Here is a 17,629-nt window from a genome sequence, read left to right on the forward strand (position 1 = left end):
AGTGGCAGCCTGATTCCAACAGGAAATTCGCGGTGCAGAGGGAAGGTGAATCCTTCTGGCCTTAGCTAAACCACTTACCAAACAGGCCGTTGAGCTTCATCATCACGAAATCGATGATACGGCTGAAGAAATTCCCCTCAGGCACATCCTGCAACACCACCAACGGGCGCTGCTCAATGGTTTTGCCATCTAACTGGAAGTCGATAGTTCCGACCACCTGATCTTTCTTCAACGGAGCTTCCAACTGTGGCGAGCTCAGGGTAAAGCTGGCCTTGAGATTTTTCATCTGCCCTTTGGGGACGGTAATGGCCGCATCTTTGGCAACGCCAAGATTTACCTGCTTCTCATCGCCAAACCATACGCGCTGTTGGGCAAAGGGGGCATTGGCTTTAATCGGTGTCACCGTCTCATAGAAGCGGAAACCCCAGGTCAGCAGCTTCTCGCTTTCACGGAAGCGTGTGCCATCGGTTGCCGCGCCCAGCACCACCGAAATTAAACGCATGTCATTTTCTGTCGCGGAAGCCACCAGGTTATTCCCGGCACCGGAGGTATGGCCGGTTTTGATGCCGTCGACCTTGAGGTTACTGCTCCACAGCAGACGATTGCGGTTCATCTGGCGGATATTATTGAACGTGAACTCCTTCTCCTGGTTGATGGCATACTCTTCCGGCACATCGCGGATCAGCGCCTGACCAATCAGTGCCATATCCCGCGCGGTGCTGAACTGACCTTCAGCATCCAACCCATGTACGGTCATAAAATGGGTGTTTTGCAGCCCAAGGGATTTCGCATAGTTGTTCATTAAGCCAATAAAGGAGTCCTGGCTACCCGCTACATAATCGGCCAGCGCGATGCTCGCATCGTTCCCCGACTGGATCACGACACCTTTATTGAGCAGATCGACCGGAATGCGGTCGCCCGGTTTAAGAAACATCAGGGAAGAGCCGCGCAGTTTAGGGTTGCCGGTCGCCCAGGCATCCTGCCCGATCGTCACCAGATCATCCCGATGGATCTTCCCGGCTTTCAACGCCTGGCCGACCACGTAGCTGGTCATCATTTTGGTCAGGCTGGCGGGATCGAGCCGCTGATCGGCGTTGGATTCAGCCAACACTTTACCGCTGGCGTAATCCATGAGTATCCATGCTTTGGCATCAATTTGCGGCGCAGCCGGAGCCTCTTCTGCCGTTGCGCTCAGAGGAGCAATAAAGAGTAACAATGAGGTCGCGGCATAGGGCCGCAGGCGTTGAGCAAGGGATAGTTTCTTCATGAGCGTGACCAGGTTGTCCTTATTTAAACCGTGTTTTCAGGCGGGTAGAGGCGATACTGCCAACGCTAACCGCTGAGCCTTCTGAAAAAAATGCTTTGACCGTAAAGTTATTTATATTTTGTTAAAATAACCCTGGCACCCGCCGCGCGTTGCTGCCAGCTTTTTTTGCTCACCCTGTAAACAATAATTTGCGTTTAAATCCGATTTTGCGGGGAATGGTTAAGTCCGTCACAAAGATCGGCTACTCTGGGAGCCATCAGCCTGAGGAGGATGACCATGGACTTAGCCCTTTTCGATCTCGATGAAACCTTAATTTGCGAAGACAGCACCGGCCTGTGGCTGCGCTGGCTGGTATCACAAGGATTTGCCCGCCCCGAAATTCTGGCCGAAGAGCGTGCCCTGATGGATGAATACTATGCGGGCACGTTATCCATTGAAGCTTATATGACGAAAACCCTCTCGCCGCTGGAAGGCCTTTCAGCCTCTACCGTGGCGGGCTGGATCAGACGCTTTATTCATCGTGATATCGTGCCACGCGTTTACCCTGCTGCACGGGAGCGCATGGCGTGGCATCAGCAGCGGGGTGACACCATTATTGTCATCTCCGCCAGCGGCGAACATCTGGTGGCCCCCATCGCTCAGCGTCTGGGTGCCCATGCCGCATTAGCCATTGGTGTAGAGATTGTTGATGAGCGTTACAGCGGCCAGACCTATGGCATCATGACCTATCAGCAAGGCAAAGTAGACCGCGTGAGTGACTGGAAAGCGCTACAGCATGAGTGCAAATTCGATCGCACCTGGGCCTACAGTGACTCAATGAACGATCTGCCACTGCTGGCCCATGCGGACCACGCCCATGTGATCAACCCCGATGCGCTGCTACAGCAAGAAGCCGAGCAGCGCGGTTGGCAAGTCCATCGCTGGCAGCGCTAACTACCCTTGGGACGCTGCGGCGTCCCCGCTTAGCCCGACTTTCAACAGTTTGCCGTCCGCTTCATCGGTCAGAACATACAGATAACCGTCAGGTCCCTGGCGCACATCGCGAATACGCTCACCGCGATCTTTCAGCAATCGCTCTTTCTCTTGCACTTTGTCACCCTGCACGCTCAGATGAATCAGACTTTTATCTTTAAGGGCCGCGACAAACAGACTCTTATCCCACTGTGGGAAACGTGCGCTGTTGTAAAATGCCATCCCGCTGACGGCAGGAGAGACTTTCCAGTAGAACAGTGGCTGTACCGTCCCTGGGACCTCTCCCCCTTTGGATTCCGGCACTTTTGCGCCGCTATAATCAATTCCCCAGGTTGCTAATGGCCAGCCGTAGTTTTTGCCTTTCTCGGGCAGATTGACCTCATCCCCGCCGCGCGGACCATGCTCGGTTTCCCACATCGCCCCACTCCACGGATTCAGTGCTAATCCCTGTGGATTGCGAATGCCATAAGCCCAGATTTCCGGTCGTGCATCAGCGCGTCCGACAAAGGGATTATCTTTTGGCACTGAGCCGTCCTGATTCAAACGGATGATTTTGCCGCTGAGTTGTTCAAGGTTCTGCGCGCTGCTGCTGTGGAAATTATCCCCAAAGCTGATCCACAGGTAGCCGTCACGATCGAACGCCAGGCGGGTACCGATATTGGCGCCGCTGGAGAGCGCCGGGGTTTGCCGCAACACTTCTTTGAAATTCTGCAACTGACGATTATCCGCACTGAGCTGGCCATAACCCACCACGCCACCCGCATTGCCGTTGGCATCGGCGAGGGTATAGCTCAGCCAGACCCGACGGCTCTGAGCAAAATCAGGCGCTAGCGCCACGTCGAGTAACCCGCCCTGACGCTGCGCCCAGACCTCAGGGACGCCCTGGATGGGATCTGACAGCCCTTTCCCCGGCTGCCAACTGCGCAGTTGCCCGGAGCGTTCAGTAATCAGCAGGGTTTGGCTCTCAGGCAGGAAAGCCACCGACCAGGGATGATCGAGCTTGTCCTGTAACTGTTCGACCGTCACTTCTGCGGCCAGCAGAGGCAGGCTGGTTAACAGCCCGCTCAGCAACAAAGTGGGAATAAGACGTTTCATCAGCGCTCCATAAAAGCAGGGGTGAACTAATAAAAGTAGCTGCTGATAGCGCACGCGAATGAAGCTTTAACTAAACTTACGATACGCACTGAAATATTAAGAAACACTTGTACCGTAAAGAAATGTCAGATGTTGGACGATTTAACATGTACCAAACGGTACAATAACAGGGCATATTCACTTTTTACAATGTATACAATGAAAACAAGTTCTTTTAAAATCAAACACCTGACTGTAGCACTGCTGTGTGCACTTGCAGTTCCCGCTGCACAAGCAACAGATTTCTTCACGCAGGATAGCCTGACAGGTGACTGGGGCGGCGCTCGTAGCGACCTCGTGAAAAGCGGTGTAACCCTGACCGGCGACTACGTTTCTGAAACCGCGGGCATCCTTAACGGCGGCCAGTCCTACGGTACGCGTTATGCGCAGCAGATCCGTTTGGGTGCGACTTTTGATCTGAACCGTCTGCTGGATGCCGAGAATGCCGGTACCATCCAACTGACCATCAATGACCGTCGCGGCCGTAGCACCTCTGGCGATCTGGTGGGCAACCGCCTGCCAATCCAGGAAGTGTATGGTGGTGAATATACCCGTCTGAGCGAATTCAGCTACACCAATACGCTGTTCACGCCACAGCTTCAGTACAAACTGGGCCTGCTGGCGATGGGTAATGATTTCGGCGGTTTGTCGATCCTGACCAACTTCATGAACGCCGGTTTCTGTGCGCACCCTCTCTCAATGTCAGGTGGCAGCGGCTGGGGTAACTACCCGAACGCGCATCTCGGCGGTGAGTTGAAGTACACCTTTAACGACAGCTGGGCGCTGCAAACTGCGGTGTTCAACGTTAACCCGCAGCAAAACAGCGAATCTTCTCGTGCCTGGAAGCCGTTTGCACCAGGGACAACTGGCTATATCGTGCCGGTTGAGCTGATCTATAACTTCCACAGCGATCTGCCAGGTCAGTACAAGCTGGGCTACTACTTTGATAGCTCGAACGTTGCGCGTATCGATCAACCCAATCGTCGCTCCAACAACCGCTGGGGTGCTTATCTGTTAGCAGACCAGACGATCTGGCAGTCGGACGCATTGCGCAGTCAGAACCTGCATATCTTCGGCCAGGCGACGACCACCGACAAAGCGACATCGACCTTCAGTCACTGGTACTCAGCAGGCTTCGTCCTGAACGGGCCGTTTGCTGCGCGTCCAAACGATGCGATTGCTATTGGCTATGGCCGTGCGGTGTATAACTCGCACAGTCGTGAAAATGCCGTTGAAAGTCTGCGTGCGAAAGGCGAGCTGGCGGATGCGGATCTGGTGGGTGGACTGGATATTGGTGAACAACTGGTTGAAATGACCTATACCCTCCAGGCGACACCGTGGTTGTCTGTACGCCCAAGCGTGCAGTACATCAAAGAACCAGGCGCGTTCTACAACAAAGATATCAAAGACACCTGGGTTGCGGGTGTGCAGGTCAAAGTTAAGTTCTAAAACAGAGCGGCTGCCGTGCAGACACGGCAGCCGCTTTCATCTCTTACTCGTAACAGGTGTCAGGATTTTCTGACAGCGAAACGAAATCTTGCCCGCCTGGGGTCAGCGCTTTGATCTCGCCGCTTTCAATATCATAAACCCACCCGTGCAGACGCAGCTTGCCTTTACGCAGTGCGACGGAAACTGATGGATGTGTTTTGATATTGTTGAGCTGAGCGATAACGTTCTCTTTCACCATTTCTGTCAGCTTAACCTCTGCTGAATCATAGTTACGCTCTTCCACCACCGCTTTCGCTGCGTTGGCATAGTGCAACCAGTGATCAACCGCTGGCATATGTTCAAGGCAGGCACAGGACGCGATGGCGTTCATGGCACCACAGTTTGAGTGACCACAGATAATGATCTCAGACACACCCAAAGCAACCACCGCATACTCGATAGTGGCTGAAACACCCCCCGGCTCTGGACCAAATGGTGGGACGATATTGCCGGCATTACGAATGACGAACAGTTGTCCCGGCTCCTGTTGGGTCACCAGTTCTGGCACCAGACGGCTATCAGAACAGGAGATGAACAGGGCTTTTGGAGTCTGGTTAGACGCCAGGCTTTTAAAAAGATCCTTTCTTTCAGGAAAAACATTCTGTTGGAAACTCAGAAACCCGTTGACGATCTCTTTCATGTTTTCAGCTCTCACATTATTCACTTAGTGTTACGCGCTGACACTCTTACCGGCGCGCTTAGTGCTTTCTAATTGTAGTCGAATCAATCAAATATCAACGGACGATTAGAGCAAAGCGGCGAGGCAAAAACAACCTCGGTAACAGCAGGTGTATGCGGATCGCAGGAAAAGCGGGCTGGCCGTCAATACCGGCTGCCCATTCGCGTGGGCGGCCTTAAATCAGCACCATAAACCAGATAATAATCACCATGACGATGGCGACTAACTGTGCGGCACCGCCGATATCTTTTGCACGCTTAGACAGCGGATGGATCTCCAGCGAGATACGATCGACCACGCTCTCAATGGCGGTATTTAACAGTTCCACCACCAGTAAGAAAAAGCAGCTGGCGACCAGAATGATCCGCTCAATTTTTGTGACATCCACCGCCAGCGCAACCACCAACAGCGCAGACATCGCCAGCAGCAGTTGCTGGAATGCATCTTCGGTCTGTACGGCATCCACCAGACCCGCCCAGGAATTACGGATACTGTGGGTAAAACGGTTGAATCCTTTCTCTTTGTTTTGCGCGTTCATTGTGGCTCTTTCTACCCTGCTCATAATAAAAAAGGGCTGAGCTGATGCCGCAACCCTTCTCGGTCTATTAGTGGTTTATCGCTGCCTTATTCATCGAGATTTTTTTCATACAAACGGTAGCGCTTATAAGGCTCAGCACCGATTTTTTCCAGAATAGTGCGCATACCGGTGTTGGATTCCAGGATCCATGACATCTCTAAGGCATCAATATTGCGTTTCGCAAACGGTTCACGCAGTGCTTCAATCAATAACAACGCAATAATCGGCCCGATGCGGCTGAACTGATACTCTTTCACCACGCCCATCAGCGGCACCCTGGCGGTACGCACGCCGCTGACCTTCAAACGCCACAGCAGCTTCGCCCAACCAAACGGCAGCAAACGCCCATCTAAACCTTCAATCGCTTCATTAATGTTTGGCAAACCGACGATAAAAGCGCAGGGCACAGAATCCACTTCGGCGATATAGATCATATCGTCCGGCACCAGGAACTTAAGCTGATCGCCCATGGTGGCAAATTCGTGTTCCGTGAAGGGGACGAACCCCCAGTTATCCTGCCAGCCAGAGTTGAAGATTTCGCGTAGTACCTGCATCTCTTCACTGAACTTTTTCCGGTCAATACAGCGAATGGTGACTTTCTGGCGCACCTTATCCATCAGCTTCGTCAGCGCGCTGGAAAAATGCAGATCGGTACGTTTCATCCAGTAGGCAATCAGATCAATGCCTTTGGTATATCCCTGGTTTTCAACCTGCGCACCATAATAAGGTTTGCCATGGGTCATCAGCGCAGAGGGCGGTGTATCAAATCCATCAATCAGCAGGCCACTTTCCTGATTAATATTCAGGCTAAAAGGCCCGGTAATCCTGGTGGCGCCCTGCTCTTTTAACCACGTTTGTGCCGCAGTAAATAAGGCGTTGAACACCTCAGGATCGTCAATAGCATCAATCATGCCGAAGTGACCGGTATCATTGCCGTAGAGTTCGCGGTGCAGGGAATCTATTTGTGCAGTAATTCGACCTACGACAGTATTCCCTTTTTTTGCTACCCATGCCTGCCAGACAATATGTTCAGTACCCGGATTTTTTTTAGATAGATGTTCTTCTCGCTCCAGGTACAGTGGCTCGATCCAGTTAGGGTCATTTGGGTATAGTGTCGAAGGGAAATTGATGAACTCTTTAAGCTCACTTTTATCCTGAACTTTCTCAATGCGGATCATAAAAAACCTTGAATTGTAAAAAAGCATAAACAGGCGGTTCGGAAAAGCCTTGCTTTTCGAGGCAGCCGAAACTTATACCTTATATGGCATTAGGAGATAAAAATGGCAGTAATGCATGCACAGCAGGCTACTTCGCGACTTCTGATTAAAACGGAACACCTGACTCTTTTCACTTAACCGATATTATTGGCAGAAGTCAGCCTGTTTTCGTTTATCAAAACATGCTTTTATGAATTTGTGCTTTTTTTGTGAGGAAATTATAAGCCCCGTCACATTCACAAACAGGCGCACACTGTAATATTTTTATCATATGATGCTCAAAATCAGCCATAGCCTTAATGAACCGTTTACTTATGGGAATCTGAGGGTATTCTGTTTAGGATGTGTTGAGGTAGGAAAAACCCCAAAAAGAATAAAACAATAAAGCAGCAGGCAATGTCACAATACGTATTTTCGGCAAGTACTAACTTACCGAATCGCTATCCTGTGCTGAAAAGAAATAGCTTACTGAACCTAAAGTCATTCTATCCATAAATGGGTTTACGCTCAGAGTTGTAATCGATTCTGTTAATCAGCCAGGCCCGGATGCCTTATCTCCTGCGCACGAAGAGATTAAATTCCAGGCAACGTTGATGTGACTGAAAAAAATTTTTCTAAAACTGACTCACATTGAAATAGTCAGCTTTCGTGAAAGTTGACAGGATTTCTGTGACTTGAATCTATGGCTAATTTGTCTATGTCTGAAACAATGTCCACTCATTCTCTTCCTATGCGCTATGCAGACTTCCCCTCACTGGTGGAAGCGCTGGACTATGCTGCTCAGGGAAGCACCGGGATGAATTTTTACGATCGTCGTAACCAACTGATTGCGTCACTGGATTACCGCACGCTGCAACAGCGGGCAATTGCAGGTGCGCAACGGCTGTTAACGCTGAACTTAAACCGGGGCGATCGCGTTGCACTGATCGCTGAAACCAGTGTCGGATTTGTCGAGGCCTTCTTTGCCTGCCAATATGCGGGCTTAGTCGCTGTGCCTTTAGCTATTCCAATGGGCGTGGGGCAGCGTGCATCTTACATCACTAAGTTGCAGGGGCTTATTAGCAGCTGTAGCCCGGCGGTTATTATCAGCGGTGACGAATGGGTGCCGTTGATCAAATCAGCCGTTGTTGATGCGCCACCGCCGCAGATTCTCAGTAACGAAGAGTTTAATGCCCTGCCGCAGAAAGATATCGCCTTGACGCTACCCGCGCCGGATGACATTGCCTATCTGCAATACACTTCGGGCAGTACACGTTTTCCCCGTGGCGTTATTATTACCCAGCGTTCAGTGATGTCTAACCTGCAGGTTATCAGCCACGATGGTATTAAACTGCGTGCCGGCGATCGTTGTGTCTCCTGGCTGCCGTTTTATCATGATATGGGGCTGGTTGGATTCCTGTTAACACCGGTAGCCACACAGTTATCGGTGGATTACTTACGCACACAAGATTTCGCCATGCGCCCAATGCAATGGCTGAAATTAATCAGCAAGAATGGCGGAACGGTCTCTGTGGCCCCGCCATTTGGTTATGAACTCTGCCTGCGACGCAGCAATGAAAAAGAGCTGGCGGAATTGGATCTTTCCGGTTGGCGCGTCGCCGGATTGGGTGCAGAGCCTATTCCTCCGGCGTTGCTACAGCAATTTGGCGAGCATTTCTCCGCCGTCAATTTCAATAGCCAGGCCTTTATGCCTTGCTATGGGTTGGCGGAAAATACGTTGGCTGTCAGCTTTTTTGATGGTGAATCGGCAACGTCTGTCAATATGGTTGACCGTGATGAGCTGGAATACCATGGCCGGGCGGTTGAGCCAGGTAAAAATACCCGCTTTACCTCTGCTTTCGTGAATTGTGGTAAAGCCTTGCCGGGCCATGGCATCGAAATTCGTAATGAAGCGGGCGCAGCGGTTGCCGAACGCCGGGTGGGACATATCTTTATTTCTGGCCCGAGCCTGATGAGCGGTTATTTCCGCGACAGCGCATCGCAGAATCAGATTGCTGCAACCGGTTGGATGGACACCGGGGATCTCGGCTATCTGCTGGACGGTAATCTGTACGTCACCGGACGCAAAAAAGATTTGATCATCATTCGTGGCCGTAATATCTGGCCGCAAGACATTGAATATGTCGCAGAGTCTGAACCTGAAATTCGTTCAGGTGATGCGATCGCCTTTGTGACTGATGAGCAGGATGAAGGCGCACATATCATTTTGCAGATTCAGTGTCGTGTCACTTCTGAAGAGCGACGTGCACAAATCATTCACTCCTTAAGCGCACGCATCCAGAGTGAATTCGGCGTCTCAACGCACATCAACCTGCTGCCACCGCACAGTATTCCGCGTACCTCATCCGGTAAACCCGCGCGTGCGGAAGCGAAGAAGCGCTATCTGGCCGCCTTGCCGACCTTAAGCCTGGAAATGGCAGGTGCCGTGCAATGACAAAAACCGTGGCGATCACTGGTGCAACAGGTTTTATTGGCAAACACATTGTCCAGAATCTCCTTGCTCACGGTTTCCATGTCCGGGCCTTGACCCGGACAGTCAGTAAATCGGCTGACAGCAAAGTGGCATGGATCAGCGGATCGCTGGAAAATCAGCAAAGCCTCCAGCGCCTGGTCAGTGGGGCGGATTATGTTGTCCACTGCGCCGGACAGGTGCGCGGGCGTACAGAAGCCACCTTTGTCGACTGCAATGTGCAAGGCAGCAAAAACCTGATGCAAGCCGCGCTGGAAAGCGGGCAGTGTCAGCGTTTTCTGTTCATGTCTTCGCTGGCTGCTCGCCATCCAGAACTTTCGTGGTACGCGAAGTCGAAGCACACTGCTGAACAGCAGTTAACGGCGATGCGCGGGAACATGACGCTGGGCATTTTTCGCCCCACGGCTGTTTATGGGCCGGGTGATAAAGAGCTGAAACCGTTGTTTAGCTGGTTGCTGCGAGGTGTGCTGCCAAAACTGGGGGCAGCAGAAGCCCAGCTCACTTTTGTGCATGTGACGGATGTTGCCGAAGCCGTCAGCCAGTGGCTGCTGGCACCCACCCCACACAGTGAAACGTATGAACTTTGCGATGCCGCTCCCGCTGGGTATAGCTGGCAACGCGTGCAGCAAATTGGCTGTTCGGTACGCAACGGCCCGGTGCGGTTAATTACCGTCCCGCTGCCTGCCCTGAAGGTGTTAGCCGATATCTCGGTGGGCCTGAGTCGCCTCGCCCGCAAAGAACCGATGCTGACGCACAGCAAGATCCGCGAGTTGACACATCCCGACTGGTCGGCAAGTTACCGAAGCTTATCCGAACACATTAACTGGACCCCAAAAATTGATCTGGAACGCGCCCTGCGTGAAGGTCAGTTTTAAATATTGAGAATAAAGGTAGGCCACCGTTCCTATGTTAAAACATGACGATGTAATGAGTTATATCCTTGAGTGCCTGCAAAGTAAGGTACAACCGGGGATCGTGGTGAAACCTGATAGCGATCTGGTTAACGATCTTGGTCTTGAGTCCATTCTGGTGCTCGATCTGCTGATGATGCTGGAAGATCAGTACGATATCTCAATCCCGATCAATATCCTGCTGGATGTCAGAACACCAGAACAACTGCTGGTTGCCTTGTTGCCACATCTGGAGAGCGCTCATGGGTCTGTATGATAAATTTGCCCGCCTGGTGGGCGAGCGTGAGCAGTTCCAGACCTCTGGTCTGAATCCTTTCGGCACCTGCATTGATGAAATCTACTCTGCAACCGAAGGCCGAATTGGCGATCAAAAAATCATTCTGGCAGGCACGAATAACTATTTAGGTCTGACTTTTGATGCCACCGCGATTGCAGCAGGCCAGGCGGCACTGGCAGAACAGGGAACCGGCACCACCGGTTCACGCATGGCGAACGGCAGTTATGGTTCTCACCTGGCATTGGAACAGGAAATTGCCGAGCTGTTTGATCGCCCTACCGCCATCGTGTTCTCCACCGGCTATACCGCCAACCTTGGTGTGATCAGCACGCTGGCAACGCCGGGGACGGTGGTACTGATTGATGCCGACAGCCATGCCAGCATCTATGATGCCTGCGCCCTGGGCGGTGCTGAGATCATTCGCTTCCGTCACAATGATGCCAAAGACCTTGAACGCCGTATGGTGCGCTTAGGTGAACGCGCCAAAGATGCGCTGATTATCGTTGAAGGTATCTACAGCATGCTGGGCGATGTCGCGCCACTGGCAGAAATCGTGGATATTAAACGCCGTCTTGGTGGCTATTTACTGGTTGATGAAGCCCACTCTTTTGGCGTTATGGGGAAAAATGGTCGCGGTTTGGCGGAAGAACTGGGCGTAGAACAGGATGTGGATATTATTCTGGGTACGTTCAGTAAAAGCCTCGCCTCCATTGGTGGCTTTGCCGTGGGGAACAAGGAGATGGAGGTGTTACGCTACAGCAGCCGCCCCTACATTTTCACCGCGTCACCCTCCCCTGCAATCATTGCCTCAGTCCGTTCGGCACTCAAAAGTGTCGCTAAAAAACCTGAACTGCGCGAAAAACTGTGGAAAAACGCGGAGCGCCTGTATCACGGACTGGCAAAACTGGGTTATGAATTAGGCCCACGTATCAGCCCGGTGGTGCCGGTAATGATTGGCTCAAAAGAAGATGGCTTGCGTTACTGGCGCGATCTTATTGCTAACGGCGTTTACGTCAACCTGGTGTTACCGCCTGCTGCACCAGCGGGTATTACTTTGCTGCGTTGCAGTGTGAATGCGGCCCACAGCGATCAAGATATTGACGCCATTATTGATGCCTTTGCCACATTAAAGAATAAGTAATAAAAAAGCGGCTCATCACTGGATGAGCCGCTTTTGGGTTATGGCGATATTTTTATCATCATCGCCGTTAACGCTGGCGAGAAAGGAGTAAACTGTCTCGCCAGCGAAATATTATTCCGCCGGAATCACCTGAGGGTGATTAGCATAACCATAATCTTGCATAAATTGTCCGACAGCCTTCTCAACGGATAACAAAACGTCGTCTAACGGCTGATTAGCATTAATATCGACAATATGGGCTCCCATGAAATTCAGTTTTGACGTGGTCTCCACTTTTCTTGCCAGTGCTTCCGGACTGTGATCCGGTTTACGGGCACAAGCCACGGCCAAATCGACATTTAATTTGATCACCAGATCGGGTTTATGCTCAGACATCCACTGAAAGGCTTTTTTCTCCCGTCCCGCGAGCCAGGTAATAAGCGGATTGCCGCGTTTATTTTCAGGAAACGCCGGCCCATCATAAGCACCCGGTATTTGTGACTGAGGAAAACGGTCGGTTAACACAATTAGCCCCTGCCGACGAAAAGCCAACATGCGGCGAAAGCGCAATAAGCGACGCACGACAAAAATGGAGATAACAAGTGAAGGTAACATCTTCATTTTACTGCTTTTTGAGCGAACTTTTTTCGTGTCAGTCTCAATTTTCCGGCCGATCATATGACCAATCAGAGGAAGCTGTGCCGCAGCGCGCCCCACATTTCCGGCCTGTTTACCGAGGTGTACTCGCACGGCAGGGCCATAATTTTCAAGGTACGTAAGAAGATGATCGCAAACGGTGGACTTACCCGAGCCATCACTACCAATAACCGCAATCAGCGGTGAAGAATTATCTGCACGCATTTTTAAGCTCTCATGTTAGAGCGGATAACTTATCACTTTTACGACAAAAAATCGCCTGGTAATAACACATAAAATCAAATGTAAATACGTGACAAAAAGCACAAAAAAACAAATCCAGATAATATTACGAAGGATAGCGACATCGCACGATCGGACAATCAACTTGCCACAATTAGCACGAAATATTAAAACGCCAAAAAATAAGATGGCATTGCAGAAACGAGAATGAAATTAGGCACAATAAGGATTGTGACGCCCCTGAGAAATAGAATACAATAGTTTTTTTAGTGCTGGATATTTTACTGTGCGTGATCAAACTCCCCCATTTACTCATCTCCCGTTGGTGAACGTTATTGCGATCACCGGGTGTGATGGTTCAGGAAAATCGACGTTAGCCGTGAGTCTTGCGGAACACTTTGCTGCACAGCACACCACTGAATTACTCTATCTTGGGCAGTCTTCCGGCCATATTGGCAAATGGATCAGCAACCTGCCGGTTATTGGCGGGATATTTGGCCGCTATTTGTTAAAAAAATCGGCGGGTGTCCATGCAAAACCCACGACACCACCGGGTAATGCCACCGCTTTGGTCATCTTTCTGCTCTCCTACTGGCGAGTGTTTAAATTCAGACGCATGCTGAAAAAATCCCGTCAGGGCACATTGCTGATAACCGATCGCTATCCGCAAGCAGAAGTCGCTGGCTTTCGCTTCGATGGCCCGCAATTAGCCAAAACAGTGGGCGGTAATCGCTGGGTACAGTTATTAAGAAAACGTGAACAAAAACTGTATCAGTGGATGTCTTCTTTTAAGCCCTCTTTATTAATTCGCATCGATATTGATGAGAAAACAGCTTATTCCCGCAAGCCAGATCATGATATTCAGGCATTACGGGAAAAAATCTCCGTTATTCCTAAACTCAATTTCAATCATGCAAATATACTTGATTTAGATGGCAGAGATCCCGCAGAACACGTACTGAATGCCTCCATTCAGGCTATTCAGCCGCTGCTAACTACTCGCCAGCGATAATTCCGGATTTAATATTATGTTAACGAATAAATCAGAAATAGCGAATGAAGTGCCTGTCACCACAATTACTGGGCTGATTTCTGTTGTCGGCAGCGATGGTACAGGCAAATCTACGCTGACTAACGATCTGGTCAAGGACTTGCAACAGCACTGGGCCACTGAACGTCGCTACATGGGCCTTATCTCCGGCGAAGATGGGGATAAAATCAAGAAGTTACCGATTGTCGGCGTTTGGCTTGAGCGCCGATTGGCGGCTAAATCGGATAAAACACAGCGTATGAGTAATAAATCGCCTGCGCTGTGGGCTGCGCTGATTATGTATGGTTTCTCGCTCTGGCGTGCACGCAATTTGCGTAAAGTCCAGCGGCTCGCGGAGAGCGGCGTGCTGGTTATTAGCGACCGTTTTCCTCAGGCCGAGATCTCTGGTTTTTATTATGATGGCCCAGGCATCGGTATTGAGCGCGCACAGGGTAAATTAACCCAACTCCTCGCGGAAAAAGAACGCGTCTTGTATTTAAAAATGGCTCAGTACCGCCCTGAACTTATTATTCGTCTCGATATTGATGTCGATACCGCTTTTGCACGCAAACCGGATCACAGCTACGAAGAGTTGCAGGATAAAATTGCTTCAATGGTGAAGCTTAAATATAACGGTGCCGCTATTCTCGAAATAGATGCACGTATGCCTTATCAGGATGTACTGGAAACCGCCAAACAGGCGATTTCGGCTATTGCACGTTCCTCCGGGCGCAGAAGCGCCGACGCCCCTGAAATGTCTTCCGCTGAAGTGGGTAGCCAAACTGATGTTTAACACCGCAGAAATGCCGCATGAGACGCAGGTAAAAAGCGTGACTGACACTGGATATTTACCATGAAACACTGGTTTAGGGATGGTGCTTTTCGCGCCATCTTGCGTAACGCCGCCTATTTAGGTTCGGGGAGTGTCGCCAGCGCCCTGCTCGGCCTGGTCGCACTCTCCTGTGCGGGCAAAGGCATGAGTGCCGAACTCTTTGGTGTACTGGTCGTGATTCAGGCTTATGCCAAAGCAGTGAGCGACTTTATTAAATTCCAGACCTGGCAGTTTGTGGTCCAGTTTGGCACACCCGCGCTGGAACGTAATAATATCCAGCGATTTAAAGATGTTACCTCGTTTTCGTTTGGTCTCGATATTGCCAGCGGTGCGGTCGCCATTCTTGGCGGTATTGCCCTGCTGCCTTTCCTTTCCCATGCATTGGGACTGGATGATAAAGATTTCTGGCTGGCAGTGCTGTACTGCACACTGATTCCCTCAATGACCTCATCCACACCCACCGGTATTTTGCGCGCCTTTGACCGCTTCGACCTGATTGCGGTCCAGCAAGCCATTAAGCCGTTTTTGCAAGCGGTGGGTAGTCTGTTGTCTTACGCTTTCGACTGGGGGTTCCCAGGCTTTGTGATCAGCTGGTATGCGGCTAATTTATTGGGTGGCACGCTGTTTTGGTGGTTTGCCACTGCGGAACTCAAGCGACGTAATATCCATCACGCGTTAAAACCCTCGCTGTTTACCGCCGCACGCCGTATTGAAGGCGCCTGGGATTTTGTCTGGACAACCAACTTCGCCCACACCATTTGGGCAGCCAGGAACTCATGCAGTACCGTGCTGGTTGGCGTGGTGTTAGGGCCCGCAGCGGCCGGGCTGTTTAAAATCGCCATGACCTTCTTTGACGCAACGGGCACGCCTGCCAAGCTCATGGAGAAAAGTTTCTATCCTGAAATCATGCGGCTAGATCCCCGCAGCCGAAAACCCTGGCTGTTGGGCCTGCGCGCTGCGCTGTTAGCCGGTGGCATTGGCATTGGCGTTGCCGTGGTCATGCTGCTGGTGGGCAAACCGCTGATTTCGGTGGTCTTTGGCCATAAATACCTCGAAGCCTATGACCTGATTCAAATTATGTTGGGTGCGATCATCGTCTCGATGGTGGGCTTCCCGCAGGAATCGCTGCTGTTTATGGCGGGCAAACAGCGGGCATTTTTGATTGCCCAGACGCTGGCCTCCGCCTCTTACATCTTTATTTTGGTGGCCTTTTCGCACGCGTTTGGCGTTCAGGGCGCGGCATTTGCCTACTTTGGTGGACAGTGCTTAGACGTTTTATCTTCCCTGATCCCAACGCTGAATGCCTATCGTAAGCGCGACTCACTGGTCTTTAATGTCCCCGGTGAGAGCAACTCATAATGATGATATTGAAATGAATACTTTCTCCACCGAGACCCTTGATCGCCTGTTTACGGCAGTAGAAGAAGACGACATCGTTGATGCCGAAACCACACTGCCAACAGAGATCAGTTTGCGCTGTTCGCAAGATAAAATAGACGACAACTATGCGCTGTGCCTGCAATTCTGGGAACAGGGCTTTACTCGCGAAGAGTTGGTTGGGCTGGTTGATGCGTTCCTTGCGAACCCGGATTTACCGACGCCGGTACGTATGCGCTATAAGTACATTCGTGCTCGTTATAAACACCTGCGCTTTGCCCTACGTTTATACAGCAAAGCCCATGAGTCTGGGCGGTTGTTCCATTTTACCACCGTGCTAATGGGGCATTTCCAGGATGCTTTTCGCAATGGTAATCAATCGAATCTGAAATATTACGGCGCTATCTTGCGCCTGTTCCTCAGTAAACCCGTGTGGTCGCTGGTGCGTTATACCCTGCGTCATACCCGGCTGGAGTCTGAATCTGGCTTTATTGCCTACCGCCAGGATCAGATGCGTAAACTGCGTGTCTTAGTGGCTAACCCTAAATTAACCGGCAAGCAGTTCCACGACGTGCGCAAAATTGTCAGCCAGCAAGTGTCGTTTTACGACACCCTGCGTTCTATCGATCCCCACAACAGTGAAGCCCTGACGCTTTCACGTTCGCTGGCAGCCATTAATGGCCTGATGGGGGATAAACATGACGAGATGGTGGCGGATAAACTCGCTGGCCGACGATCTTACGATGAACCTGCCGAGCTAAATGCTGATATTCGTCAGCGTCTGGAGCTGCTGGTTGCTCATTACCCAATGTAGTTCACCACAAGGGGCACAAAATGAGAGGGTTAAATACACTGCTGATCATGGTGTTGATGTGCCCCCTGCTGGCTCACGCCCATAATTTCATTATCGGTGCGCCAGTCCCGGCGGTAGCGATTGCCGATCGCGGTGAGTTACTACTTCACCAGGATACGTTTAGCTATCGCCCATGGGACAGCAGCCAGTTAGCCGGAAAAGTGCGGGTTATTCAGTATATCGCCGGGCGGACTTCGGCGAAGAAAAAGAATTCGCTGCTGATCACCGCGGTAAAAGAAGCGGATTTTCCCACCGACCGTTTTCAGCCGACCACCATTGTAAACACCGATGATGTGATTCCTGGCACCGGTTTTTTTGTGCGTGGCAAAATTGAGAAGAACAAAAAACACTATCCCTGGGCGCAGTTTATTATCGATAGCCAAGGCGCGGGACGTATTGCCTGGTCACTCCCTGAAGAGAGCTCCACCATCATTGTGCTGGACAGGAAAGGTGCCGTGCAGTGGGCAAAAGATGGTGCTTTAAGCCCGGAAGAGGTGACCGGCGTGATGACTTTATTACACACATTGATTACCAAAGAGAATTAGC

17 protein-coding genes are annotated in these 17,629 nt (G+C 51.0%); 11 read left to right on the plus strand and 6 right to left on the minus strand.

Annotated elements, in window-relative coordinates; genetic code table 11:
- Positions 1–61 precede the first annotated feature (61 nt).
- Positions 62–1,267, minus strand: coding sequence for a serine hydrolase (locus tag F3J40_RS14930; RefSeq protein WP_167015815.1), 1,206 nt, complete (start codon positions 1,265–1,267; stop codon positions 62–64).
- 276 nt (positions 1,268–1,543) lie between these two features.
- Here F3J40_RS14930 and F3J40_RS14935 point away from each other — a divergent pair, with 276 nt between their 5' ends.
- Positions 1,544–2,200 (plus strand): HAD family hydrolase, encoded by a 657-nt coding sequence (locus F3J40_RS14935; protein ID WP_167015817.1) that lies wholly within the window; start codon positions 1,544–1,546, stop codon positions 2,198–2,200.
- On the opposite strand, the gene F3J40_RS14940 is transcribed toward F3J40_RS14935, so the two are convergent.
- A complete protein-coding gene (locus F3J40_RS14940; RefSeq protein ID WP_167015819.1) occupies positions 2,201–3,334 on the minus strand; it encodes a PQQ-dependent sugar dehydrogenase in 1,134 nt (377 codons plus the stop codon). It abuts the gene before it with no gap.
- Positions 3,335–3,532: 198 nt separating this feature from the next.
- Between F3J40_RS14940 and F3J40_RS14945 the strand changes: the two genes are divergently transcribed.
- Entirely contained in the window at positions 3,533–4,822 is a 1,290-nt protein-coding gene (locus F3J40_RS14945; RefSeq protein ID WP_240155482.1) for a carbohydrate porin, read from the plus strand.
- 43 nt (positions 4,823–4,865) lie between these two features.
- On the opposite strand, the gene F3J40_RS14950 is transcribed toward F3J40_RS14945, so the two are convergent.
- The 3 genes from F3J40_RS14950 to F3J40_RS14960 form a co-directional block, all read right to left on the minus strand.
- Complete coding sequence (locus F3J40_RS14950) at positions 4,866–5,501, minus strand: carbonic anhydrase (protein ID WP_167015823.1); 636 nt, start codon at positions 5,499–5,501, stop codon at positions 4,866–4,868.
- A gap of 214 nt (positions 5,502–5,715) precedes the next feature.
- Positions 5,716–6,078, minus strand: a complete 363-nt coding sequence (locus F3J40_RS14955) for a diacylglycerol kinase (protein WP_017346973.1) — start codon at positions 6,076–6,078, stop codon at positions 5,716–5,718.
- Between the two features lie 86 nt (positions 6,079–6,164).
- Complete coding sequence (locus F3J40_RS14960; protein WP_167015825.1) at positions 6,165–7,295, minus strand: N-acetyltransferase; 1,131 nt, start codon at positions 7,293–7,295, stop codon at positions 6,165–6,167.
- Positions 7,296–8,031: 736 nt separating this feature from the next.
- Between F3J40_RS14960 and F3J40_RS14965 the strand changes: the two genes are divergently transcribed.
- Genes F3J40_RS14965 through spt form a run of 4 tightly spaced genes read left to right on the plus strand, consistent with a single transcriptional unit; the run spans position 8,032 to position 12,133 of the window.
- Complete coding sequence (locus F3J40_RS14965; RefSeq protein WP_205297377.1) at positions 8,032–9,768, plus strand: fatty acyl-AMP ligase; 1,737 nt, start codon at positions 8,032–8,034, stop codon at positions 9,766–9,768.
- Positions 9,765–10,679, plus strand: a complete 915-nt coding sequence (locus F3J40_RS14970; RefSeq protein WP_167015829.1) for an NAD-dependent epimerase/dehydratase family protein — start codon at positions 9,765–9,767, stop codon at positions 10,677–10,679. Before F3J40_RS14965 ends, F3J40_RS14970 begins: the two co-directional genes overlap by 4 nt.
- Positions 10,680–10,710: 31 nt before the next feature.
- A complete protein-coding gene (locus tag F3J40_RS14975) occupies positions 10,711–10,971 on the plus strand; it encodes an acyl carrier protein (RefSeq protein WP_017346969.1) in 261 nt (86 codons plus the stop codon).
- Positions 10,958–12,133 (plus strand): serine palmitoyltransferase, encoded by a 1,176-nt coding sequence (gene spt, locus F3J40_RS14980; protein ID WP_017346968.1) that lies wholly within the window; start codon positions 10,958–10,960, stop codon positions 12,131–12,133. The genes F3J40_RS14975 and spt overlap by 14 nt, the downstream gene beginning before the upstream one ends.
- A 111-nt stretch (positions 12,134–12,244) precedes the next feature.
- On the opposite strand, the gene F3J40_RS14985 is transcribed toward spt, so the two are convergent.
- Entirely contained in the window at positions 12,245–12,973 is a 729-nt protein-coding gene (locus F3J40_RS14985) for a nucleoside/nucleotide kinase family protein (RefSeq protein WP_167015831.1), read from the minus strand.
- 304 nt (positions 12,974–13,277) lie between these two features.
- On the opposite strand from F3J40_RS14985, the gene F3J40_RS14990 reads away from it, so the two are divergent.
- From F3J40_RS14990 to F3J40_RS15010, 5 genes are read left to right on the plus strand one after another with little or no spacing between them, the layout of a single operon-like run.
- A complete protein-coding gene (locus F3J40_RS14990; RefSeq protein ID WP_369410949.1) occupies positions 13,278–14,003 on the plus strand; it encodes a nucleoside/nucleotide kinase family protein in 726 nt (241 codons plus the stop codon).
- Between the two features lie 16 nt (positions 14,004–14,019).
- Positions 14,020–14,814 carry a nucleoside/nucleotide kinase family protein gene (locus F3J40_RS14995; protein WP_167015833.1) on the plus strand — a complete coding sequence of 265 codons (795 nt, stop codon included), beginning with the start codon at positions 14,020–14,022 and terminating at the stop codon, positions 14,812–14,814.
- A 60-nt stretch (positions 14,815–14,874) separates the two neighbouring features.
- Positions 14,875–16,212: a lipopolysaccharide biosynthesis protein gene (locus F3J40_RS15000; RefSeq protein WP_167015835.1), complete on the plus strand. Its 1,338-nt coding sequence runs from the start codon at positions 14,875–14,877 to the stop codon at positions 16,210–16,212.
- A 13-nt stretch (positions 16,213–16,225) separates the two neighbouring features.
- On the plus strand, positions 16,226–17,044 hold the full coding sequence (locus F3J40_RS15005) for a hypothetical protein (protein ID WP_167015836.1): 819 nt from the start codon (positions 16,226–16,228) through the stop codon (positions 17,042–17,044).
- 20 nt (positions 17,045–17,064) lie between these two features.
- The gene (locus F3J40_RS15010; RefSeq protein WP_167015838.1) at positions 17,065–17,628 is read left to right on the plus strand and encodes a YtfJ family protein; all 564 of its coding nucleotides are present in this window, start codon (positions 17,065–17,067) and stop codon (positions 17,626–17,628) included.
- Position 17,629 lies beyond the last annotated feature (1 nt).

The organism is Candidatus Pantoea multigeneris (assembly GCF_011752615.1).
Classification (GTDB): domain Bacteria; phylum Pseudomonadota; class Gammaproteobacteria; order Enterobacterales; family Enterobacteriaceae; genus Pantoea; species Pantoea multigeneris.